The sequence below is a fragment of the Elstera cyanobacteriorum genome, assembly GCF_002251735.1.
Classification (GTDB): Bacteria; Pseudomonadota; Alphaproteobacteria; order Elsterales; family Elsteraceae; genus Elstera; species Elstera cyanobacteriorum.
Genome location: NZ_NOXS01000028.1, coordinates 68,282 through 90,657, shown reverse-complemented (window position 1 = coordinate 90,657; position 22,376 = coordinate 68,282). Strand labels below are relative to the sequence as shown.

At 61.4% G+C, this 22,376-nt stretch carries 18 protein-coding genes; 5 read left to right on the top strand and 13 right to left on the bottom strand.

The genetic code is table 11. The features are described 5' to 3' along the window. Positions 1-311: hypothetical protein (locus CHR90_RS19510; protein WP_212668614.1), on the top strand; the 311-nt coding region annotated here is incomplete at its 5' end. Here the strand turns inward: CHR90_RS19510 and CHR90_RS05075 are convergent. Genes CHR90_RS05075 through CHR90_RS05055 form a run of 5 tightly spaced genes read right to left on the bottom strand, consistent with a single transcriptional unit; the run spans position 308 to position 5,981 of the window. After that, a complete protein-coding gene (locus CHR90_RS05075) occupies positions 308-730 on the bottom strand; it encodes a DUF1489 family protein (RefSeq protein ID WP_094407906.1) in 423 nt (140 codons plus the stop codon). The two genes, CHR90_RS19510 and CHR90_RS05075, sit on opposite strands and share 4 nt — an antisense overlap. After that, positions 727-1,623 carry a hydroxymethylglutaryl-CoA lyase gene (locus CHR90_RS05070; protein ID WP_094407905.1) on the bottom strand — a complete coding sequence of 299 codons (897 nt, stop codon included), beginning with the start codon at positions 1,621-1,623 and terminating at the stop codon, positions 727-729. The genes CHR90_RS05075 and CHR90_RS05070 overlap by 4 nt, the downstream gene beginning before the upstream one ends. Continuing rightward, the gene (locus CHR90_RS05065; RefSeq protein WP_094407904.1) at positions 1,620-3,641 is read right to left on the bottom strand and encodes an acetyl/propionyl/methylcrotonyl-CoA carboxylase subunit alpha; all 2,022 of its coding nucleotides are present in this window, start codon (positions 3,639-3,641) and stop codon (positions 1,620-1,622) included. The genes CHR90_RS05070 and CHR90_RS05065 overlap by 4 nt, the downstream gene beginning before the upstream one ends. Further along, positions 3,638-4,426 (bottom strand): enoyl-CoA hydratase/isomerase family protein, encoded by a 789-nt coding sequence (locus CHR90_RS05060; RefSeq protein WP_094407903.1) that lies wholly within the window; start codon positions 4,424-4,426, stop codon positions 3,638-3,640. The genes CHR90_RS05065 and CHR90_RS05060 overlap by 4 nt, the downstream gene beginning before the upstream one ends. A gap of 10 nt (positions 4,427-4,436) precedes the next feature. Continuing rightward, positions 4,437-5,981 (bottom strand): carboxyl transferase domain-containing protein, encoded by a 1,545-nt coding sequence (locus CHR90_RS05055; protein WP_373283956.1) that lies wholly within the window; start codon positions 5,979-5,981, stop codon positions 4,437-4,439. A gap of 141 nt (positions 5,982-6,122) precedes the next feature. Here CHR90_RS05055 and CHR90_RS05050 point away from each other — a divergent pair, with 141 nt between their 5' ends. After that, positions 6,123-7,673, top strand: coding sequence for a methyl-accepting chemotaxis protein (locus tag CHR90_RS05050; protein WP_094407901.1), 1,551 nt, complete (start codon positions 6,123-6,125; stop codon positions 7,671-7,673). 216 nt (positions 7,674-7,889) lie between these two features. Here the strand turns inward: CHR90_RS05050 and CHR90_RS05045 are convergent, their stop codons facing one another. From CHR90_RS05045 to CHR90_RS05015, 7 genes are all read right to left on the bottom strand, one after another. Continuing rightward, positions 7,890-9,512 (bottom strand): acyl-CoA synthetase, encoded by a 1,623-nt coding sequence (locus CHR90_RS05045; RefSeq protein ID WP_094407900.1) that lies wholly within the window; start codon positions 9,510-9,512, stop codon positions 7,890-7,892. After that, on the bottom strand, positions 9,513-10,712 hold the full coding sequence (locus CHR90_RS05040; protein WP_094407899.1) for an acetyl-CoA C-acyltransferase: 1,200 nt from the start codon (positions 10,710-10,712) through the stop codon (positions 9,513-9,515). It abuts the gene before it with no gap. A gap of 16 nt (positions 10,713-10,728) precedes the next feature. After that, on the bottom strand, positions 10,729-11,748 hold the full coding sequence (locus tag CHR90_RS05035) for a DUF2971 domain-containing protein (RefSeq protein WP_094407898.1): 1,020 nt from the start codon (positions 11,746-11,748) through the stop codon (positions 10,729-10,731). Between the two features lie 103 nt (positions 11,749-11,851). Next, positions 11,852-13,021, bottom strand: coding sequence for an isovaleryl-CoA dehydrogenase (locus CHR90_RS05030; protein ID WP_094407897.1), 1,170 nt, complete (start codon positions 13,019-13,021; stop codon positions 11,852-11,854). Positions 13,022-13,042: 21 nt separating this feature from the next. Continuing rightward, the gene (locus CHR90_RS05025) at positions 13,043-13,516 is read right to left on the bottom strand and encodes a PaaI family thioesterase (protein WP_170941294.1); all 474 of its coding nucleotides are present in this window, start codon (positions 13,514-13,516) and stop codon (positions 13,043-13,045) included. Between the two features lie 80 nt (positions 13,517-13,596). Continuing rightward, a complete protein-coding gene (locus tag CHR90_RS05020; protein ID WP_094407895.1) occupies positions 13,597-14,013 on the bottom strand; it encodes a MerR family transcriptional regulator in 417 nt (138 codons plus the stop codon). A gap of 240 nt (positions 14,014-14,253) precedes the next feature. Continuing rightward, positions 14,254-14,895, bottom strand: coding sequence for a phasin family protein (locus CHR90_RS05015; protein ID WP_094407894.1), 642 nt, complete (start codon positions 14,893-14,895; stop codon positions 14,254-14,256). Positions 14,896-15,300: 405 nt separating this feature from the next. Between CHR90_RS05015 and CHR90_RS05010 the strand changes: the two genes are divergently transcribed. The 3 genes from CHR90_RS05010 (at position 15,301) to CHR90_RS05000 (ending at position 20,821) form a co-directional block, all read left to right on the top strand. Further along, positions 15,301-16,641 carry a D-alanyl-D-alanine carboxypeptidase family protein gene (locus tag CHR90_RS05010; protein WP_094407893.1) on the top strand — a complete coding sequence of 447 codons (1,341 nt, stop codon included), beginning with the start codon at positions 15,301-15,303 and terminating at the stop codon, positions 16,639-16,641. Positions 16,642-17,355: 714 nt separating this feature from the next. Continuing rightward, entirely contained in the window at positions 17,356-18,855 is a 1,500-nt protein-coding gene (locus CHR90_RS05005; protein WP_094407892.1) for a methyl-accepting chemotaxis protein, read from the top strand. A gap of 406 nt (positions 18,856-19,261) precedes the next feature. Further along, on the top strand, positions 19,262-20,821 hold the full coding sequence (locus tag CHR90_RS05000; protein ID WP_308421791.1) for a methyl-accepting chemotaxis protein: 1,560 nt from the start codon (positions 19,262-19,264) through the stop codon (positions 20,819-20,821). 66 nt (positions 20,822-20,887) lie between these two features. On the opposite strand, the gene CHR90_RS04995 is transcribed toward CHR90_RS05000, so the two are convergent. Beyond that, a complete protein-coding gene (locus CHR90_RS04995) occupies positions 20,888-22,288 on the bottom strand; it encodes a methyl-accepting chemotaxis protein (protein ID WP_170941293.1) in 1,401 nt (466 codons plus the stop codon). Positions 22,289-22,376 lie beyond the last annotated feature (88 nt).

Genomic DNA, 22,376 nt, shown 5'->3' with positions numbered 1-22,376 from the left:
TAAAACTGACCCTAAACTCTCTCTCTCAAGAGACCAAGAACCAGCAGCCAACAGGCCACCAACTCCATATCCCTTCCCATAAATCAACAATGTCAAAGAACCCGGAACCTTCCGGCTCCATCCCGATTTCGCTGCTGCATCAGCGCTTTAGCGCCGCGCCGCTCGTCGTCGGGAGCCGCGTTATAGCCCTGGCCCCAAAAACGCGCAAGCGCTTTTTTAAAAAATCTGTCACGCCACTCCTAACAATCCGTCACATACCCCGCCCGGGCGCGATCCCGAGCGGAGAAATCTCCGAGAAACCAGGCGCTTAGAGAAGCCCCAGGCTGCGCAGTTCCGCCGCCATCTCCGGCGGCATATCGGCGCCGCCCGCCCCACCGAGGTCGGGCGGGGCTTTTTCGCTATCGAAATAGCGCCAACCCTGGAACGGGCGCGTCGGCGTCGGCACGGTTTCGATCCATTCGGCTTTGAGGACGAGGCGGGTGCGCTGCTCCCCCTCCGGCCCCAAGGTGCGGTCGATCGCAACGATTGGCTGCCGCACCGCGATCTTGCCCTTGATCACCCAATAGAGCGAACCTTGGCCGATAATCTCCTCGGCACGCTTGGGGTACATGGTCGTCATGGTGAAGACGCAGCCGGGATAATCGGGCGCTTCGTTATGCGTTTCCTGCCAGTCGCGCAGATCCTCGATACTCTCGCAGCCAACGCAGAGGCGAATGATGTTGAGGCTCATGCCGCCTTCGCCGCGAGCGCCAGACCGACTTTCGACGCGGGCTTGCGCCCAAGCACACTGGAAATCTGCCACCCCACGGCGGCCAAGGCATCGAGATCAATGCCTGTCGAGAGGCCCAAACCATTCAAGAGATACACAACATCCTCCGTCGCCACATTGCCCGACGCCCCTTTGGCGTAAGGACAACCGCCGAGGCCCGCCACGGAACTATCGACGGTTCGCACCCCTTCCTCCAGCGCAGCGAGGATATTGGCGAGCGCCTGCCCGTAGGTATCGTGGAAATGGACCGCAACCCGCCCGACGCCAAGGGAGGCGGCGACGGTTTTCACCACAGCCCGCGCCGCGCCCGCCGTGCCGACGCCGATGGTGTCGCCGAGAGAAATCTCGTAGCACCCCATCGCCGAGAGCGCTTCGGAGACGCGCACTACCTCAGCCACCGGCACATCCCCCTGATAGGGGCAACCGAGCACGCAGGAGACATAGCCGCGCACCTTGATCCCGGCAGCCAGCGCCGCCGCCGCAACCGGGCGGAAGCGCTCCAAACTTTCAGCGATGGAGCAATTGATGTTGCGCTGGGAGAAGGCTTCCGACGCCGCCCCGAAAACGGCGATTTCCTGAACGCCCGCCGCCTGCGCCGCCTCCAACCCCTTGAGATTGGGAACCAGCACCGGCAGGCGCACCCCCGGCAAGGGCGGCAGGCCCGCGAGCACCGCCGCGCTATCGGCCATCTGGGGCACCCATTTCGGCGAGACGAAACTACCCGCTTCGATCACCGGCACCCCTGCCCCAGCCAGCGCGGTAATGAGCGCGACTTTGTCGGCGGTCGGGACCGGGGTGGCTTCGTTCTGCAACCCGTCGCGCGGGCCGACGTCGACGATGGTCACATCCCTCATGCCGGAACTCCCTCTTCGAGCGTCAGCAGGTCGACGCCGTCATCAACAAGATCGCCAACAGCGAATTTAATGGCGGCGATGGTCCCGGCTTTTGGCGCGCGGATGGAATGTTCCATCTTCATTGCCTCCACCACCATCAACACATCGCCCGCCGCCACCGTATCGCCGACGGCAACGGCAATCGCGATGATCTTGCCGGGCATCGGCGCCGTCAGCCGCCCGCCCTGGGCTTGACCGGTATCGGCGGCGCGGCGCGGGTCGATCAGGGCAAACCGGCGGGTGGTGCCGTTGAGGTGCAGCCACAGCCCATCCGGCGCATCAAAGACCAGGGCAGAGAGGGTCTTTTCCCCCAGTACGGCCTGAAGCACAGCGCCGCCCTCGGGAAGATTGGTCAGGGTGCCGCGGGCCGGCAGCGCGCCTGACGGCAGATCGATCTGGAAACCATCGCCGCGATAATGGGCGCGGAGGGTGACGCTCGCCTCCCCCTCCTGCAGGGTCAGATCGTTCCAAGCATCGCGGTTCAGCCGCCACCCGGTGGTGAGTGCCCAGGGGCTATGGGGATCCTTGGTCTGGCGTTGCGCGGCCAGGGCGGCGGCGCTGGTCCGCAGCAGAGCAGCAAGCGCGGCCAAGCCAAGCTCGGTTTCACACGCAGGGGTCGGGGGTGGTAGCAATACCGCACGGTTGCGTTCGATGAAGCCGGTATCGAGATCGGCGTTGGCGAAATCCGGGTGCGCCAGAATATCGATCAGAAACGCGCGGTTGGTGGTAAGGCCGGTGATGACCGTATCCTTCAACGCTGCAATGAGCCGTTGCGTCGCCGTCGCGCGATCCGGGCCATAAGCGATGACCTTGGCGATCATCGGATCGTAATAGATCGAAATCGTATCGCCGGAGCGCACGCCGGTATCGATGCGCACCCCCTCCCCTGCCCCGAACCGGGCCTGGGAAAGCGTGCCGACCTGGGGCAGAAACTCTTTCAGCGGGTCTTCGGCATACAGGCGTACTTCGACCGCATGGCCGACCAGCGGGATGTTTTCTTGCGCAAGCGGCAGCGGGTGGCCTTCAGCAACGCGCAACTGCCATTCGACCAGATCCTGCTGAGTAATCGCCTCCGTCACCGGATGCTCCACCTGCAGGCGGGTGTTCATCTCCATGAAGAAGAAATCATCGCCCTCGGCAATAAACTCCACCGTTCCGGCACCGACATAGCCGACGGCGCGGGCGGCTTCGACGGCGGCCTTGCCCATCGCGGCGCGGCGCTCCGCCGTCATGCCCGGTGCGGGCGCTTCTTCGACCACTTTCTGATGGCGGCGCTGGATGGAGCAATCCCGCTCGTGCAGATAAACGCCATTGCCCTGGCTATCGAAGAAGATCTGCACTTCGATGTGCCGGGGCTTGGTCAGATAACGTTCGATCAGCACATGATCGTCGCCGAAGCTGGCCAGCGCCTCGCGTTTGGCCGAGGCAAGCTGGCTTTCGAATTCGCCCGCGTCGCGGACGATCTTCATGCCCTTGCCGCCACCGCCCGCCGAGGCTTTGATGAGCAGCGGGAAGCCGATGCGATCCGCCTCTTTCGCCAAGAAGTCCGCTTCCTGGCGGTCGCCGTGATAGCCGGGGACCAGCGGCACATTGGCCTTTTCCATCAGCGCTTTCGCGGCGCTTTTCGACCCCATCGCGGCAATGGCCGACGGCGGCGGGCCGACGAAGATCACGCCCGCGGCGGCGCAGGCTTCGGCGAACCCGGCGTTTTCCGACAGGAAACCATAGCCCGGATGCACGGCATCGGCCCCGGTGGCCTTCGCCACCTCCAGCAGCAATTCGGCCTTCAGATAACTTTCGCGCGCCGGGGCCGAACCGAGGCGGACGGCGACATCGGATGCTGCGACATGGGCCGCGCCCGCGTCGGCGTCGGAATAGACCGCGACGGTGCGAATGCCGAGGCGGCGGGCGGTGCGGATAATGCGGCAGGCGATTTCGCCGCGATTGGCGATCAGCAGGGTTTTGATGTGGCGGGTCATGAACGGGACTCCCCTGCCCAATGGGGCGGGCGTTTATCGAAAAAGGCGGCCAGCCCTTCGCGGGCTTCGGCACTGGCGCGGCGGGTGGCGATGCGCTGGGCGGTATCGGCAATCACCGCATCGGTCAGCGGCTGATCCACGGCTTTCAGCAGGCGCTTGGTGTCGGCCAAAGCCTCCGGCGCGGCGGCCAGCAGGGCTTCGATTTCGGCATCGACCACCGCATCCAGCGTCTCTGCCGGAACGACCGCGTGCAGCAGGCCCAACCGGTGGGCTTCGGTGGCGGAGAAGCGTTGCGCCGTCAGGCACCAGCGCCGGGCCTCGCGCACGCCCATCGCTCGGACGAGATAGGGGGAGATGACGGCGGGGATCAGCCCCAGTTTTACCTCGGTAATCGCGAACTGCGCTTCCGGCACGCCGATGGCGATATCGGCGCAGGCGACCAGCCCCAGCCCCCCGGCATAGGCGGCGCCGTGAACGCGGGCGATCACCGGCTTCGGGCTTTCGTCGATGGTCCGCATCAGCTTGGCGAGCCCCTGCGCATCGGCAAGGTTTTCGTCCGGGCTATAGGCGGCCATGCGGCGCATCCAATTAAGATCACCCCCGGCGGAAAAGCTCTTGCCTGCCCCGGAGAGAAGAATGATCCGCACCGAGGGATCGGCACTGGCCGCCGCCACCGCCGCCGTCAGCGTCGCGATCAGATGTTCGTCGAACGCATTATGGATCTCGGGACGGTTCAGGGTTAGGCAGGCGACCGCGCCCTTTTGCTCGATCAGAAGGTTGCTCATTTCTGCCCCCTTACATGCGGAAGACGCCGAAGCGGCTTTCCGGCACCGGCGCGTTCAGCGCCGCCGACAGGCCGAGGCCCAGGACCATGCGCGTATCGGCGGGGTCGATGATGCCATCGTCCCACAGGCGCGCGGAGGAATAATAGGGATGGCCCTGCTTTTCGTATTGGGCGTGGATCGGCGCCTTGAAGGCGGCTTCTTCCTCGGTACTCCAGCTTTGGCCTTTGGCCTCCATCCCGTCGCGGCGGACCTGGGCCAGCACGTTCGCCGCCTGCTCCCCGCCCATCACGGAGATGCGGGCGTTCGGCCACATCCACAGGAAACGCGGATCGAAGGCGCGCCCGCACATGCCGTAGTTCCCGGCGCCGAAGCTATTGCCGATGATCACGGTCAGCTTCGGCACGGAGACGCAGGAGACCGCCGTCACCATTTTGGCGCCGTCTTTAGCGATGCCGCCGTGTTCGTACTTCTTGCCGACCATGAAGCCGGTGATGTTTTGCAAGAAGACCAGCGGAATGCCGCGCTGGCCGCAGAGTTCGACGAAATGCGCGCCCTTCTGCGCGCTCTCGCCGAACAGAATGCCATTATTGGCGACAATGCCGACGGGATAGCCCCAGATATGGGCAAAGCCGGTGACCAGCGTGGTGCCATAGTTCGCTTTGAACTCGTCGAACTCCGACCCATCGACGATGCGGGCGATGATCTCGCGCACGTCATAGGGTTTGCGCAGGTCCGACGAGACGATCCCGTAGATTTCGCGCGGATCGTACAGCGGGTCGCGCGGCGGGCGCAGGTCCAGCGGCATCGGCTTCGGGCGGTTGAGGTTGCCGACGATAGACCGGGCAATGCCGAGGGCGTGGGCGTCATTTTCCGCCAGATGATCGGCGACGCCGGAAATGCGGGTATGGACATCGGCCCCGCCCAAATCTTCCGCCGTCACCACTTCGCCCGTCGCGGCTTTCACGAGGGGCGGGCCGCCGAGGAAGATGGTGCCCTGATTGCGCACGATAATGCTCTCGTCCGCCATCGCCGGAACATAGGCGCCGCCCGCCGTGCAGGAGCCCATGACAACGGCGATCTGCGGAATACCGCGCGCCGACATAGTGGCCTGATTAAAGAAGATGCGGCCAAAATGCTCCTTATCCGGAAAAACCTCATCCTGATTGGGCAAATTCGCGCCGCCGCTATCGACTAGATAAATACAGGGTAAATTATTTTCCTGGGCGATGGCCTGTGCGCGCAAATGTTTCCGCACGGTGACGGGATAATAGGTACCGCCTTTCACCGTTGCATCATTGGCGACGATCAAACATTCCCGCCCCGAAACACGCCCGATGCCGGTAATGATCCCGGCGCAGGGCACGTCTCCATTATACATATCAAATGCAGCGAATTGACTTAGCTCAAGGAACGGCGCGCCGACATCCAGCAAGGTGCGGATCCGGTCGCGCGGCAGCAGTTTGCCGCGCGCCACGTGTTTTGCCCGGGCCGCCTCGCCACCGCCTTCCGCCAGAAGCGCCACCTTGGCCTTCAGGTCGGCGACCAGGGCGAGCATGACGGCTTGGTTTTCTTGATAAATGGCGGATTTAGTCTCTATGGTTGTCCGTATCGGCGACATTCTCACCCCTCCCTCTCGTTTGTTCTGCCGGTCGGACCTGCTACACTCGGTCCCATCTTACTCGCTTGGGGAACTGGTATGACCATTGCCCGTAAACTCACCTTGATTCTCGCTGGTGTCGTGCTTCTCGCCCTGGCAGCTATTGCCGGGGTCGTGGAACTGAATAAGGCCGCCGAATACCACCGGCTGCACACGCGCCAGTTGCGCGCCTTGAACGTGGTCACGGCGGCGGTTAGTACCGACAAGGGCGCCGGGCTAACCCAGGCCATTGCCGAGATCGCAGCGGCGGCTGAACGCTGCCTGGATCTCAACACGCCGGTCGAACGGTTGGCGATGCAAATCATCGGCACCTCCGCCGCGCGCGACCGCTGCGCCGACATGCTGAAGCTGGCAACGCAAGCCCGCAGCGAAACCAACCCGGAAAAACTGGCCGGGCTGGTGAAGCAGCTCGAAAAGGCCCATGCCGAGATCGAGGCGCCGCTGGAAACCACCGTGCGCATCGGCGCAGGCGGCACGCTGCTGGCCGTGGGCGTGCTGGCCGTCGTTATCGCCGGGGCGGTGCTGATCCTATCGCGCTCCATCACCCATCCGCTGCGGCGCATGGGCGGGGCGATGCGGGTGCTGGCGACCGGCGACACGAAGATCGACATCCCAGCCCAAGGGGCGAGCGGCGAGATTGGTGAAATGGCGGCGGCGCTGGTGGTTTTCCGCGATAATGCCCGCGCCGTCGAACAGTTGCGCGCCGAGCAAACGGCGAGCCGCGAGCGGGCGGAGGCTGAGCGGCGCGCGCTGATGGCCCGCCTGTCGAACGAGCTGGAAGCCAGCGTGTCGGCCATTGTCGGCACCGTCTCCACCGAAGCGTCGGACTTGGAGAAAATCGCAACCTCGATGAGCCGGATTGCCGACGGCGCCAGCGTCCGCGCCACCTCCGTCACCGGCGCGACGGAACAAATCGCGGGCGACATCCAGACCGTCGCCGCCGCCGCGACCGAGCTTGCCACCTCGTCGGAAGAAATCGCCCGGCGGGTGCGCCAATCGGCGGAACTGGCGCAAAAGGCCGTCAACCAAGCCGACGATACACGCGGCACCGTGCAGGGGTTAACCGCTGCGGCGGGCGACATCGGCGACGTGCTGCGCTTGATTGCCGAAATCGCGGCACAAACCAATCTGCTGGCGCTGAACGCCACCATCGAAGCCGCGCGCGCCGGGGAAGCGGGTAAGGGCTTTGCCGTCGTCGCCACCGAAGTCAAAAACCTCGCGGCGCAAACCGCCACCGCAACGGAAACCATCACCCAGAAGGTCGGCGTCATCCAATCCGAAACCATGGCCGCCGCCGATGCCATCGATACCATCGGCCAGACCATCCGCGATATGGACGCCATCTCTACCGGTATCGCCGGCGCCGTCCAGGAACAGGGCGCCGCCACCAGCGAAATCGCCCGCACCATCGCCGGCGTCGTCACCGGCACCCAGGAAGTCGCGGGCCATATGGCCGATGTGGCGCGCGGCGCATCGGAAACCGGCGGCAGCGCCCATTCCGTCCTCGCCGCCGCCGTCAAACTCGGCAAAGAAACCCGCAGCCTCGCCGATGCGGTCAACCGCTTCATCGGCAATATCCGGGCGGCGTAGCCGGTACGAGGGGGCGCTGCCCACCCCGACGCGCTTTGCGCGTCAAACGCGCAGGGCCCCCACTCAAGGGGCTTGCCCCTTGAGAATCCCGTTTTCTTCGGAAAAGACGGGACAGATAGCCCCCCGTTTCCGCAATCTCTTTGATAAAAAATAGGATTCTTAAGGGCCAATTGGCCCTTAAGCGGAGTGCAGAGGCGGAGCCTTTGCGCCTGCATCTTAGCCCCGCGCCCGCAGGTCTTTGCGGATGATCTTACCCGTTGCCGTCATCGGCAGATCGGGGACGAAGGCAATTTCGCGCGGGTATTCGTGGGCGGCGAGGCGCTGGCGCACGAAGTCTTGCAACTCGGCGGTCAGCGCGGGGGTTTCGGCGACGCCGGGTTTCAGCACGATGAAGGCTTTGACGATTTCGGTGCGCACCGGATCGGGCTTGCCGACCACCGCCACCAGGGAGACGGCGGGGTGCTTCAGCAGGCAGTCTTCGATCTCGCCGGGGCCGATGCGGTAGCCGCCGGAGGTGATGACATCATCATCGCGCCCGACGAAATGGATATAGCCTTCTTCGTCGATGGCGCCTTGATCGCCGGTCAGCAGCCAATCGCCGATGAACTTAGCGGCGGTCGCCTGCGGATTGTTCCAATAGCCGAGGAACATCACCGGGTCGGGCCGATGAACCGCGATGGTGCCGGGCGTGCCGGGGGGAAGCGCCTGCCCGTCCGGCCCGATCACCGCGACGCGATGGCCGGGGAAGGCCCGCCCGGTCGCGCCGGGCTTCACCGGGAACAGGCGATCATCATTGCCGACGACGAGGTTGCATTCGGTCTGGCCGTAAAACTCGTTGATCGTCACGCCGAAGGCGGCGCGGCCCCAGTCCAGCAACTCCCCGCCTAGGCTTTCGCCGCCGCTGCCGATGGAACGAACGCTACGCGCCGTCGCGGTGGAGGTCCGCATCAGTTTCAGCGCCGTGGGCGGCAGGAAGAGATTGCGGATGCCGTGGCGGGTGATGAAGGCGAAGGCGGCATCGGGGTCGAACTTGCTCATGCGGTGCGCGACCACGGGGATGCCGTGATAGAGCGACGGCAGCAGCACATCGAACAGCCCGCCGATCCAGGCCCAATCGGCGGGGGTCCAGAAGCGGTCCCCCGCTTCCGGGAAGAAATGATGCGGCATCTCCACCCCCGGCAGATGGCCGAGCAGCACCCGATGCGCATGCAGCGCCCCCTTCGGCTGGCCGGTGGTGCCGGAGGTATAGATGATGACGGCAGGATCGTCGGCGGCGGTATCGACCGCCGCGCGCGTATCCGCCGCCGCGCCGAGCGCCGCCGCCCAATCCAGCACACCGGGCGGCGTTGCGCCGCTGCCCCAATCGGTGACCAGAATGAGCTTCAGCGCCGGAAGCTGCGCGCGGAGGGGCGCGATCTTCTCATACCCCGCGCGGTCGGTGATCAGGGCCGATGCCGCGCAATTGCCCAGGCGGAATTCCAGCGCCTCTGGCCCGAACAGGCCGAACAAAGGCACGGCAATTGCCCCGTGGCGGTAGGCGGCGATATGGGCGATGGCCGTTTCCGGCGATTGCGCCAGCAGCACGCCCACCCGCTCCCCACGCCCGATGCCGCCCGCCTCCAACACATTGCCGAGGCGGGACGCGGCGCGCAGTAGATCGGAAAACCGCCACTCGCGCACATCCCCATCTGCCGCGACCTCCAGCAGCGCCAGCCCATCCCCGGCGGCAACATGGGCATCGGCGACGGCCACGCCGATGTTGAAGCGCGCCGGGATCGACCAGCGGAATGCGTCGTAAACCGCCTGATAGCTGGCGAGACGCGGCAGAACCCCCGCCATTTACGCCGCCCGTTCGAGGGCGACGGCGGTCGCTTCCCCGCCGCCAATGCAGAGGGAGGCGATGCCGTGCTTCAAATCATACCGCTCCAGCGCGTGCAGCAGCGTGACCAGAATCCGCGCGCCGGACGCGCCGATAGGATGGCCCAAGGCGCAGGCGCCGCCGTGGATATTCACCTTATCGGCGGGCAGATCGAGGTCTTTCATCGCCGCCAGCGCCACCACGGCGAAGGCTTCGTTGATCTCGTAAAGATCGACGTCCTTGGCCGACCAGTCCAGTTTCGCCAGCAACTTTTGCATCGCGCCGACCGGGGCGGTGGTGAACCAGGCCGGGGCCTGGGCGTGCCCGGCGTGCCCGCGCACAATCGCCCGGATCGGCAGCCCGCGCGCCTCGGCTTCCGAGCGGCGCATCAGCAGCAGCGCCGCCGCGCCGTCGGAGATGGAAGAGGAGTTCGCCGCCGTCACCGTGCCGTCTTTGCGGAAGGCGGGTTTCAGTGTCGGGATTTTATCGGGCTTGGCGGTCTTCGGCTGTTCGTCGGCGGCAATCGACACATCGCCGCCCCGGCCCTTGACGGTCACGGGGGCGATTTCGGCGTCGAACGCCCCGTCGGCCTGCGCCTTTTGCGACCGGGCGAGGGAGGTGAGCGCGAAGCCATCCTGCACCTCGCGGGTGAACTGATAGGCTTCCGCCGTATCTTCGGCAAACGTGCCCATCAGGCGGCGGTTCCCGCCCGCGTCGGTGCTATAGGCATCCTCCAACCCATCGAAGAACATATGGTCGATGGTGCGCCCGTGGCCGAGGCGATAGCCGCCGCGCGCCCGGTCCAGCAGATAGGGCGCGAGGCTCATGCTCTCCATACCGCCCGCCAGCACGCTGGTCACGGACCCGGCGAGCAGCGCATCATGCGCCAGCATCACCGCCTTCATGCCGGACCCGCAGACTTTGGAAATGGTCGTGCAGGGCACCGCCTCCGGCAGCCCGGCCCCAAGCGCCGCCTGCCGCGCCGGGGCCTGCCCCAGCCCTGCCGGAAGGACGTTGCCCATAAAGACTTCGTCCACCTGGTCGGCGGCCAGCCCGGCCCGCGCCAGCGCCGCAGCAATCGCCACCGCCCCGAGCTTCGGCGCGGTGAGAGACTGAAGCTCCCCCTGGAACCCACCGAGCGGCGTGCGGGCGGCGGAGACGATAACGATAGGATCGGTCATTTTTCCCTTCCAGACTTTAGTATGGGCCAACATAACTCACGGGAGATCGTCTCACATCGACATGGCCACCAGAACAAGAAGAAAGAAAATTAATAATAGAGTAGTTTGCTCTCGACGGCGTTCTTGGGCCGCAGACAACACGGCGGAGAGCTTCAATACCGAAATCGCACTCCACATAAGGTATTATCAAGCTCTCTCCAGGTCGATAACAAACATCCTTTTTCCCTTTCCTGCGAATAAGGAGTCTTACTTCGCATTCAGACTCATAACTATTACTCTTTATTATCAATGATAAATTTTCTACCGCAACCATAAGTCTATAATAAATATTTAATTTATCGACTCTAAACTTCTCAACGTTAAATATATTGAGAAAACCATCAATAATCTCATTTGCACCATCCGCGAATTTGGAAAACGGCCAGTATTCACACTCATAAAAATTAACAAAATCCTTCTCATCATTTATTAAAAAACTTGATAGGATTGATTTTTTAAGTTTATCGAAATCAAATTCCAGTCGAAACCCCTTAGCATCCTTTGCATAAGATCGCCAAGGATCGATCGAAATGTCTTCCTTAAATTTGGAAAAAGAAAAAATATAAAAACTCAAATCTTTATTGGAAAAATAATTACGCATTTGTCTATGCGATAGCATAGAAACGTATAAATCAAATAAAAATTCCTCGTGATCTATATCGCTTAACAGGCGATTTAGATCAGAAAACTCCTCAACCCTGATAAAATTATCTGTGCTAAAGATAAAATCTATGACAGAAATTTTTTCCGAAAATCTTGATAATAGTAATCTGCGCCGAATGTGATACAGGACAAAATTATACAGCTCATAGCCATCATTTGGGTCATTCATGTATGAAATATGAGAAGCCCAAAGCTTCTTTTTATCCACTATTCCAAAGACAGAGTTAAGACCAGTATAATGCACAAGAACTGGCACCTCACCAGCACAGACAGAATAAGGGGGCCTTGGGTACGATTCTAATTTTTCAAGACTCTCATACTCTGGTTCTACCATTTTTTGTCCCCAGCAGTTCGTAAACGCAACCCGGTCCAGGGGGAGGCCTCCCCCTGGCGGGGTGCGGGGCAGCGCCCCGCGAAACAGCCCCGGCGTGCCCGCGTTACTTCGTCTCCGCGAACAATTCCCGCCCAATGAGCCAGCGGCGGATTTCGCTGGTGCCTGCGCCGATTTCGTAGAGTTTCGCGTCGCGCAGCAAGCGGCCGGTCGGGTATTCGTTGATGTAGCCGTTGCCGCCGAGGCATTGGATGGCTTCCAGCGCCATCCAGGTGGCTTTTTCGGCGGCGTAGAGGATGCAGCCGGCAGCGTCTTTGCGGGTAACTTCGTTGCGGTCGCAGGCTTTGGCGACGGCGTAGACATAGGCTTTCGCCGCGTTGAGCGTGACGTACATATCGGCGAGTTTGCCCTGCATCAGTTGGAAGGTGCCGATGGGCTGGCCGAACTGCTTGCGGTCGTGCACATAGGGGATCACCACGTCGAGGCAGGCTTGCATAATGCCGATGGGACCGGCGGCAAGGACGACGCGCTCGAAATCGAGGCCGCTCATCAGCACATTCACGCCGCGCCCGACGGCGTTCAGCACGTTTTCTTCCGGGACTTCGCAGTCTTCAAACACCAGTTCGCAGGTATTGGAGCCGCGCATGCCGAGCTTGTCGAGCTTTTGGGCGGTGCGGAAGCCTTTGAAGCCTTTCTCGATAATAAACGCGGTGATGCCGCGCGGCCCGGCGTCGAGATCGGTTTTCGCGTAGACCACCAGGGTATCGGCGTCCGGCCCGTTGGTGATCCACATTTTATTGCCGTTGAGGACGTAGCGGTCGCCCTTTTTGTCGGCGCGCAGGCGCATCGACACGACATCGGAGCCGGAGCCGGGTTCGGACATGGCGAGCGCGCCGACGTGTTCGCCGGAGATCAGTTTCGGCAGGTAGCGGCGCTTTTGTGCATCCGTGCCGTTCAGCTTCAACTGATTGACGCAGAGGTTGGAGTGGGCGCCGTAGGACAGACCGATGGAGGCCGAGGCACGGCTGACTTCTTCCATCACCACGGCATGGGCGAGGTAGCCCATGCCCGCGCCGCCGTATTCTTCCGGCACGGTCACGCCGAGGATGCCGAGATCGCCCATTTCCCGCCACAGGTGGTTGGGGAATTCGTTCTTCGCGTCCGTTTCGGCGGCCAGCGGGGCGATGCGGTCGGCGGCGAAGCTGCGCACGGAGGCGCGGAGCATATCGAGATCTTCGCCCAGGTCGAAGTTCAGCGAGGGGAAATCATTCCGCATGGGGAAACCTCTTGGATCGGGTCAGGCCGCAGGGGGCAGTTGCATCAGGGTTTGCAGCGCGGTGGCGCAGAGCGATAGGCCCGCACCGGTCGTACCGGCCGCGTCGGTTTCGCCGTAAATGTCGATTTCGGTGACGATCAGGGACTTGCCGCCCCGCTTCACCCGCCCGTGGCCGATCAAGCGGCGCCCGACGGCGGGTTTGAGGAAATTGGTCTTATATTCGACCGTCAGCACATTATGGCCGGGCGGCGCGATGGACCAGGCGGCATACCCGCCCGCGACATCGACAAAGGCGGCAACGGCGCCGCCGTGGAAGAACCCATCTTGCTGGGTTAGGTCGGGCCGGGCGGGCAGCGTCAGCGCGCAGTCGCCGCGCGTCGCCCACAGGATGCCAAGCCCCATCGCTTGGGAAAAACTTTGGCTGGCCAGCACCGCTTCAAGATGGGCGAGCACCGCCGGGTCGCTGGTGCGGGTAAGCGCGAAAGTTTCCGCCATCGTCATTTCCTTCCCCAGGGGACGCGGCGGATTTTATACGATCAGTTTGGCGGTTCGGCCACCATAACTTTACGCGCGCGTCACTTTACAGCCAGCTTGCCACCATCGCCGAGCGCAATCAAGGCCTCCGTGCATTCCACTTCCACCCGGTCCATAAAATCCAGCAGCACGTCGATATCCTGCTTTTGCGCCATCAGGGTTTGTCGGCGTTTGCGGATTTTATCGAGCAGCAGATCAAGCTGGGCGCGCTGGGCTTGGCCGCTATCCTGTTCGGTATCGTACATATCGATAATCTCGCGGATTTCTTCCAGCGAGAGACCGAGGCGCTTGCCGCGCAGAATGAGCTTGAGCCGCACCCGGTCGCGCGGGGAATAGACCCGGCGGTTGCCGTTGCGCCCGGGGGTGATCAGGCCGCGGTCCTCGTAAAAGCGGATCGCGCGCGGCGTGATGTCGAATTCGGCGGTAAGCTGGGCGATGGAAAAACTGGTGCTGCTCATGGGGGCAGCATAGCGAAGTTTCCGGCTGCGTAAAGTTTTGCTGCGGCGGGGTGCCGCAGGAAGACATAAAAAATCCCGGCAGGGTCGCCCCCACCGGGATGTTTTTTTATCAGCCCTCGCCGGGCGGGCGCGTCCGCGCCCTTGGCCGCCGCCGCAATGGCGGCTTGAAACTTCTTTCAGAAGTTTCTCCCTCGCCCTATGCGTTTGACGCGCTGGCGCTTGGGGCGGGCGCCCTAACCCTTAGGCGGCGGGCTTCAGGATCTTTTCGACGGCAACGGTCACGCGCGCCTGGATCGGTTCGATCGCTTCGTTGGCGACCTTCATCGACAGTTCGGTGATCTTATTGCCTTCGGCCATCAGCTTATCGAGGCTGGTCTTGGCGGCTTCGTTCTGGATTTCCAGCGCCTGCTTGAAGTTCGTCACGCCGAACAGCGCCTTGGTGGTGGCCAGCGAGGCTTCGACCTGCGCCTGGGTCAGCGCGGCGACCGACTTGCCGATTTCTTCGGTGCCCTTCGCCCAAATGGTCGAGGCCTTCACGAAGGCTTCGATGTTTTCCCGGCCAACGCTGGCGAGATCGCCGTAGCCGCCGAAACCGCCGAGGAAGCGCTGCGAGAATTTTTCGAACTGCTCTTTGGCGGTCGCGAAGGTCTGTTCAACATTGGTCATTGGGGTCGATCCTTGAATGAAAGAGAAAAAACGCGGGACGAACGGGGCCGGAGCCTCGGCAACCGGTTCGACGGTCGCGAGCACCACAACCGGCTCACTCACAGCACCTTCGCTTACGGCAGGCTCCGCAACCGGCACCGGGGCCGCCGCTTCCGGCAGGGCAACGGGGCGCGCGGGTGAACGGCGGGGAGCCGCAGGTTTGCGGGGTGCAGTCATCGTTCGGTCCTCACGGGGTTACGGGTCCAGCGACCTCGGGCTGCCCCGCCTGACCCTGGATATGTCACACATCCGTCAGACTGGCATACCGCGCGCCGCCGATGCCTAAAGAATGCCCAGAGCTTAGCCGTCCGTCAAGCCTTTTTGTGCAGCGCACACAAAGATTTTTCCCAGCAAAGCCGCCGCATTCAGCCGTATGCGAAACGAATTTCGCCCAAGTTCGTTTGCACCTGAAAACGAAAATTGCGCACCGCAGCACGTAAGACAAACCCAGAACGGGCCGGAAACAAAGCGGTAAGACCGACATACCTAGCAGAGAATCAATAAAGTCAATTGGTTATGGACAGATGCTAAGACGCTTGATACAGTCCTGCCACCCTTTAGACGAAGAGCGGAAGACCCCCGATGGCGAACACTCCAGTCCAGCAGCGGCAAACCCGATGGTCCTTTGGTCGCCACATCGCGCGCGCGCTTTCGGGCATCGCTCTGGCCGGGGTGGTTGCGGGGGCGGCCCAGGCCGCGCCGGACCGCACGGCCTCGCTGATCATGGACTATAGCACGGGCGCAACGCTTTATAGCCAGAATGCCGACGAACCGCGCCATCCGGCATCGCTGACCAAGATGATGACGCTGTATATGACCTTCGAGGCGCTGCAACAGGGCCGCCTGTCGATGGATCAGAAGCTGCTGGTCAGCCAATTCGCCTCCGAACAAGACCCGACCAAGCTGGGCCTGCGCCCCGGTGCGACCATTCCGGTGCGCGATGCGGTGTTGGGCCTCGTCACCAAATCCGCCAATGATGCCGCCGTGACGCTGGCGGAAAATCTCGCCGGGTCCGAACCCGCTTTCGCCCGGCAGATGACCCAGCGCGCCCGCCGCCTGGGGATGAATGCCACGCTGTTTATCAATGCCTCTGGCCTACCCAATGATGCGCAGATCACCACCGCGCGCGATATGGCGGTGCTGGGCCGGGCGCTGATCCGCGATTTCCCGGATTTCTATCAGCTCTTCTCCACCCGCGCTTTCACCTACCAGGGCCGTGTGCATCCGAACCACAACCGCCTGATGAATGTGTACGATGGGATGGACGGGATTAAGACCGGCTTCATCCGCGCCTCGGGCTTCAATCTGGTTGCTTCCGCCAAGCGCGATGGGCGCCGGTTGGTCGGCGCGGTCTTCGGCGGCACCAGCCCGGGCCAGCGCGATCAACTGATGGCAAAGCTGCTCGACGCCGGCTTTGCAGGGACGCTCACCGCCGCCGCACCGGACTATGCGCCGAAGCGCACCCAGGTCGCGATTGCCGAGGATACGAAGCCCGCGATCACCCCGGTCAGCACCCGCGTTCCGGCCCGGCCGGTTGGTGGGGCCACGATCACGCCGGTCTCGGCAACGCTCGGTCGCGCCGCCGCACCGGTAATCGCAGCGCCGCCGCCTGCCGCAACGGCGAAGCCGGTCGCCGCGAAACCCGCCCCCCTGCCCGCCCCGACCAAAGCGCGCGGCACTTGGGCGGTGCAAGTCGGCGCCTTCAGCACCAATGCCAATGCCCATAAGGCGGCAGAAACCGCAGCGGCCAGCGCACGCCATGCCCTCTCGGGCGGGTCGGTGTCCGTCGCCGAAGGGAAGGACGGTAAAGGCGCTAAGGTCTTCCGCGCCCGCATTGCCGGTCTGACGGAAAAGGAAGCCCGCGACGCCTGCCAAGCTCTGACCCGCCAGAAAAGCGCCTGCGTGGCGGTTCCGGCCAGCTAACCAGCCCCGCGTCATCTCCCAGCGAACGCCCCGCCCTGCGGGGCGTTTTCGTTTGTGCCCCGCAAGAGAACGCGCCAAGAGTGCAGGATTTTTCTTTTATTCAACCTTAAATAAAATAATCTTCGGATCGAAGATTGCGGATAACGGCTGATTTTTGGTTTAATTGTCGGACTTTTATAAATAAAATTCCTTACCTATCCCGCTTCGAATCCGAATTTCTGTGACATTAGATTTTTATCAGCAAGACTGAAAACTTCATAGTGCGTTTTCTGTCGCTTCTGATCTAAAAGAAGACTGCCAGCATCCCGCACCCTAAAGAGTTTGGAAAGCTGTGGCGAAGCACAAGTCTTTGGGGCATAGTCCTGCCGTGGCGTGTAGCAACGTCACAAACGCATTAGCGTCGCAGAACACGGGGTGACCCGCTTAGTCGGGTGGCCCACGAAATAGGATACCTCACACCATGCTTCGGGTCGCTCCCGGGGCTGAGGGAATACGTGGGGCGCGTTCCCGTGTTCGCGTTGCTAACCACCCGGCGCCAGCCGAAATCAACGCGGGAAATTCACCATGATCACAGCATCGCCATATTTTACGTGTATAACACGCAGTATATCGGTTTCCCCCAATCTTGAAAAATGGTTCGACAGCTTTAGAATCTTTTTAAGCAGGACCCATTCATACAAGCGCATTCAATTGGGTCGATAACGGAGATAGCCCATGTTAACCTTTCTAACACGACTATGGGCCAGCTCATCGCAAGCCACCGTTTTGGCCTTTAGTCGCTCCCAAGCCATGATTGAATTTAGCCCGGATGGGATAATTCTGTCGGCGAATGGGAATTTTTTAAAGACGATGGGCTATCGTCTTGAGGAGATTAAAGGCAAGCATCACCGTATGTTTGTTCCCAGTGCCGATGCCGAGACGGCGGACTATCGGGCGTTCTGGGACACGTTGCAACAGGGCCGCTTTCACCGCGGCGAATATCTGCGCACAACCCGCGACGGGCGCGAAGTTTGGTTACAGGCGACCTATAACCCCGTGCTGGACCGCCACGGCCAACCGATCAAAATCGTCAAAATCGCGACCGATGTAACCGAGCAGCGCCTGCGCCTTGCCGATTACGAAGGCCAGCTTCAGGCCATCCGCCGGTTGCAAGCGGTGATCGAGTTCGATCTCGCGGGGACGGTTCTTCAGGCAAACGATAATTTTTTGGCCGCGATGGGCTATCGGTTGGACGAAATCCTCGGCAAATCGCACAGCCTCTTCGTCGATCCTACCTACGAGCAGACCAGCGACTATCGCGCCTTTTGGGACCGGCTGCGGCAGGGTGAATATTTCGCGGCGGAGTTTAAGCGCATCGGCAAAGGCGGGCGGGAGGTCTGGATTCAGGCCACCTATAACCCGATCCTCGACCCCAAGGGCCGCCCGTTCAAAGTGGTGAAATATGCCACCGATATCACCGATCAGGTGCTGAAACGGCAGAAGACCGAGGTTGTCGGCGCGCAAGTTGATCGCAATCTCGGCAGTATCGTTCAGTCGATCGGCGATATCACCCAGCAGACGACGCTGGTCACCGGGGCGACAACGCAAACATCAAGCGGGGTGCAGACGGTCGCGTCCGCGACCGAAGAACTCTCGATCTCCATCGCCGAAGTCTCGAGCAATATCATCCGCTCGAAAGGCGCCGTCGATGGCGCCATGTCGAGCGTGACCAGCGTTGGCGAAAAGGCCGCCCGGCTGGCCGCGGCGGCGGACGCGATGACCGGGGTGATCCGCTTCATTCAGGATATTGCCGCGAACATCAACCTTCTGGCCTTGAACGCCACTATCGAGGCTGCGCGCGCGGGCGAGGCCGGCAAAGGCTTTACGGTCGTCGCCAGCGAGGTGAAAAACCTCGCCCAGCAAGTATCCCAAGCCACCGATACCATCGCCCACGAAATCGCCGAGGTTCAGGCGATTTCAACCGGGGTCTCCGAAACCCTAACCGAGATTACCAGCGCGATGATTTCGGTTCAGGACGGCGTTACCGGTGTTGCCAGCGCGATGGAAGAACAAACCGCCGTCACCCGCGATATTTCGATGAATATGCAAACTACCGCGGCGGCGGTGACCGATATCGACGGCAGCATTCGCCGAATTCTGGGCGCGGTAGAAGCCGCGAAGGACTTATCCCACACCAGTCTCGACCTTTATGCAGAACTCAAGGCGGTCGGTTGATCGCACCCTGCCCGGCCAATCCTGGCTGGGTGGGTTTTTCTGACGGTCAGACTTCAGAAGATCAGAAACTGGATATGCGACAATATGTCGCACATCCAGTTTTAACCGGATTTTTTACAGCTATTGAGATTTTTTATTTTAATTATTTTACTTTAAAAGAAATATTATTTTATATTTGCATACATACAATTGCAGTCAAAGCCACTTTTTGCTCGCAGGTTTGTAATATCTCGAATCCAGAGTTTCTGCGGTATCGGCATAGGGAAATATGGAGACGCTTCTGTCCCTTTCGGAGCGCAAACGATACGATTGGGAGATATTCTGACGTTCCAAGAATTGGTTTATTAATTACCTAAAATGATAAATATCGTTAGGATATTGTTAGCAGCCCTCCCATAGCGTCGATATGGAAGACAGGTCTCGGCACATGAAGACACTTCTGGGGGAGGATCGATTGATGTTGAATTTGGCACAATTTCTCAGAATAGGCGAAGAAAGCGCAATCCTGGAGGCCTTGAATCAATCACAAGCGGTGATTGATTTTTCGATGGACGGCCATATCCAGAATGCTAATGAGAATTTCTTGCGATTAACAGGCTATCGACTAGCAGAAATCCAGGGCCAGCATCACCGACTGTTTGTTGAACCGGCGGAAGACCAAAGCCCGGCCTATCGCCAATTCTGGGATAGCCTGCGGGCTGGCCAGTTCCAGCGCGGCGAATTTATGCGCATTGCCCGCGGTGGTCGGGAAATCTGGATCCAGGCCTGCTATAACCCGGTTCTTGACCGGCACGGCAAACCCGTGCGCGTGATCAAATTCGCGACCGATGTTACCGACCAAAAACTGCGTAGCGCGGATTATCAGGGCCAACTTCAGGCCATCGGGAAGGCACAAGCGGTGATCGAGTTCAACCTCGATGGCACGATCATCACCGCGAATGAAAACTTCCTGTCGGCCCTGGGCTATCGCCTGGAGGAGATCCAGGGCCAGCACCACCGCATGTTCGTCGATCCCGCCTACGCGGCCTCGTCCGAGTATCTGGCCTTCTGGGCGAAGCTGCGCAGCGGTCAGTTCCTGGCCGATGAATATTGCCGCCTGGGTAAAGGCGGGCGGAAAGTGTGGATTCAGGCCTCCTATAACCCGATCTTCGATCCGCGCGGGCGCCCGTTCAAAGTGGTGAAATATGCCACCGACATTACCCGGCAGGTCAACCGCCGTAAGGAAGTGGAGAAGGTCAACGCCGATATCGATACCAACCTCGCGCGTATCGTCGCGTCGGTCGGCGATATCCGGCATCAGACCACCAATGTGGCGGGCGCAACTACCCAAACCTCCGCCAGCGTGCAGACCGTGGCCGCCAGTGCCGAGGAGATGACCCACTCGATCTCGGAAGTCTCCAGCAACGTCGTGCATTCGAAAATGTCGGCCGATTCGGCGCTGGAGCAAGTGATTCTGGCCGAAACCAATGCCGGACGGCTGAGCCAGGCCGCAGGGTCCATGTCGAGCGTCATCGAGTTCATTCAGCATATCGCTGCCAATATCAATCTGCTCGCCCTGAATGCGACGATCGAATCGGCACGGGCGGGCGATGCCGGGCGGGGCTTTGCCGTAGTCGCCAGCGAGGTGAAGAACCTCGCCAAGCAGGTTTCGGAGGCGACCGACAATATCTCCCGCGAGATTCTCGGCGTTCAGGGTATTTCCGGTAATGTCGCCGCGTCGCTTAGTCAGATTCGTTCGGCGATGCAGGATGTTCAGGGCAGCGTGACCGGGGTTGCCGGGGCCATCGAGCAGCAGACCAATGTGACCCGCGATATTTCGATGAACATGCAAGGCACCGCCGGGGCGGTGTGCGATATCGAAGGCGGTATTCACGTTATCGAAGACGGCATTACCAACATCATGCGCGCGGTGGAAGCCGCCAAAACCCTATCAGCGGAGACGCAACGGCTTTATGCAGAACTTTAACCTCTCCCAAGCGGCCTAAACGCCGCCCTACCCTTTGGGGTTGGGCGGCGTTTTTTTATCTGCCGTTTATCGGGACTGCGCCTTATAGCCGAAGCGAACCCCGCCCCAGTGCCGTCCCTTGACGGTAATCGGCGCGGAGGCTTCCTTGATCAGCACAAAGCTGCCGCCGCCCAGATCGCGGCGATAGGTTTGCAACAGAAACCGGTCGGTATTCCGCCCCGACGCCAGCCCCACCCGGTCGTTAAAAATTCGCCGGTTCCGGCAATGGGCCATATTCCACACCGGATCCTGTCCCTGCGGCTGCGAATAGGCCTTATTGTGAACCGCCAGATAGCCATTCCGGTCGGTGGGAATGCAATAGACGGCGTCGGTATACGAGCGTAGCCCCTCTTCCATCAGCCCCGGCAGCAGCCGTTCGATCAGCGCCGTATGCCGCGCCAGATGCTGGGGCGGATTGGTGTTTGGCACCAGTTCGTAGCGCTCATCGAACAGATCCGACAGGCTGATTTCGCCCCGATCCACCGCTGCCGACAGAATCTCCGACGTGCGCGCCGCATAGGCGACTGCCGTTTCGATGAAAGGCGTATCAACCGTCGCGACGCCGCTCAGTGCCGTCAGCTTCATCAATTCCTGTGAATAATCACGCAGGGCGTGCAACCGGTCCTCCGCCGCCTCCAACGCCCGCGCCGATTCGCCAATCCCGCCGGTCATGCCCTCGACCTTGCGGGTCAGCGTATCATAGTGGCCGTCGATCTCTCGCGCGGCTTCGGCGATCCCGCCCGCATCCTCGGCAATCTGCACCATGCTGGTATCGAGGCTCGATAAGACGGAACCGATAGCCTGGGTGCCGCCCTGCACCGCTGCCGCCCGCTGCACCCCTTCGGTCGAACGCTGGATCAATTGCCGGGTTTGGGCGGCCAGATCTTGCAGGGTCACGTCGATTTCGGCGGTCGCGTCCGACGTTTGCCGCGCGAGGGCCTTCACCTCCCCCGCCACCACGGCAAACCCCCGCCCGGCTTCCCCAGCGCGCGCCGCTTCGATGGTCGCGTTGAGGGCCAATAGGTTGGTTTGGCGGGCAATCGCGTTGATCCCGGCAGCGACCTTACTGATCCGGCTGAGCGCGTCCGACAGGCCGGGCAGTTGGCCTTCGATGGCCGTCACCGATTCGGCCAAGGCGCGGATTTCGGCCAAAGACTGATCGATGGTCTGGCGGGATTCCACCATATTGCGCCGGGCCGCTGCCGCCTGCTCGTGCGCTTTCAGGCTTGCGGTGGAAACGGCGCGATTGCGGTCGGTGAGATTGGCAAACATCCGCCGGAAATCTTGGCAAATTTCCGCATCCTGCCGAACCTGCGTGGCAACCTGATCGATATTGGCGCTAATGTCGGTAATCTCGATCCCAAGACTACCGGATAGGGTCGCAACCTGCGCGAAAGCCGTGCGCAGATCATGCTCTTGATCTGTCATTCTCCACCCCGTTTCCCCCCGGATCGTCGGTAGATCGACAGGATCTTCCCCTGGGCCGTTCGGCCTCTGCGCTCCGAATTTAAACAAT

Excerpts from the sequence above, each read along its gene's own strand:
- CHR90_RS05075 (WP_094407906.1), bottom strand. The coding sequence starts at position 730 with ATGAGCCTCAACATCATTCGCCTCTGCGTTGGCTGCGAGAGTATCGAG.
- CHR90_RS05070 (WP_094407905.1), bottom strand. The coding sequence starts at position 1,623 with ATGAGGGATGTGACCATCGTCGACGTCGGCCCGCGCGACGGGTTGCAG.
- CHR90_RS05065 (WP_094407904.1), bottom strand. The coding sequence starts at position 3,641 with ATGACCCGCCACATCAAAACCCTGCTGATCGCCAATCGCGGCGAAATC.
- CHR90_RS05060 (WP_094407903.1), bottom strand. The coding sequence starts at position 4,426 with ATGAGCAACCTTCTGATCGAGCAAAAGGGCGCGGTCGCCTGCCTAACC.
- CHR90_RS05055 (WP_373283956.1), bottom strand. The coding sequence starts at position 5,981 with ATGCTCGCCCTGGTCGCCGACCTGAAGGCCAAGGTGGCGCTTCTGGCG.
- CHR90_RS05050 (WP_094407901.1), top strand. The coding sequence starts at position 6,123 with ATGACCATTGCCCGTAAACTCACCTTGATTCTCGCTGGTGTCGTGCTT.
- CHR90_RS05045 (WP_094407900.1), bottom strand. The coding sequence starts at position 9,512 with ATGGCGGGGGTTCTGCCGCGTCTCGCCAGCTATCAGGCGGTTTACGAC.
- CHR90_RS05040 (WP_094407899.1), bottom strand. The coding sequence starts at position 10,712 with ATGACCGATCCTATCGTTATCGTCTCCGCCGCCCGCACGCCGCTCGGT.
- CHR90_RS05035 (WP_094407898.1), bottom strand. The coding sequence starts at position 11,748 with ATGGTAGAACCAGAGTATGAGAGTCTTGAAAAATTAGAATCGTACCCA.
- CHR90_RS05030 (WP_094407897.1), bottom strand. The coding sequence starts at position 13,021 with ATGCGGAATGATTTCCCCTCGCTGAACTTCGACCTGGGCGAAGATCTC.
- CHR90_RS05025 (WP_170941294.1), bottom strand. The coding sequence starts at position 13,516 with ATGGCGGAAACTTTCGCGCTTACCCGCACCAGCGACCCGGCGGTGCTC.
- CHR90_RS05020 (WP_094407895.1), bottom strand. The coding sequence starts at position 14,013 with ATGAGCAGCACCAGTTTTTCCATCGCCCAGCTTACCGCCGAATTCGAC.
- CHR90_RS05015 (WP_094407894.1), bottom strand. The coding sequence starts at position 14,895 with ATGACTGCACCCCGCAAACCTGCGGCTCCCCGCCGTTCACCCGCGCGC.
- CHR90_RS05010 (WP_094407893.1), top strand. The coding sequence starts at position 15,301 with ATGGCGAACACTCCAGTCCAGCAGCGGCAAACCCGATGGTCCTTTGGT.
- CHR90_RS05005 (WP_094407892.1), top strand. The coding sequence starts at position 17,356 with ATGTTAACCTTTCTAACACGACTATGGGCCAGCTCATCGCAAGCCACC.
- CHR90_RS05000 (WP_308421791.1), top strand. The coding sequence starts at position 19,262 with ATGGAAGACAGGTCTCGGCACATGAAGACACTTCTGGGGGAGGATCGA.
- CHR90_RS04995 (WP_170941293.1), bottom strand. The coding sequence starts at position 22,288 with ATGACAGATCAAGAGCATGATCTGCGCACGGCTTTCGCGCAGGTTGCG.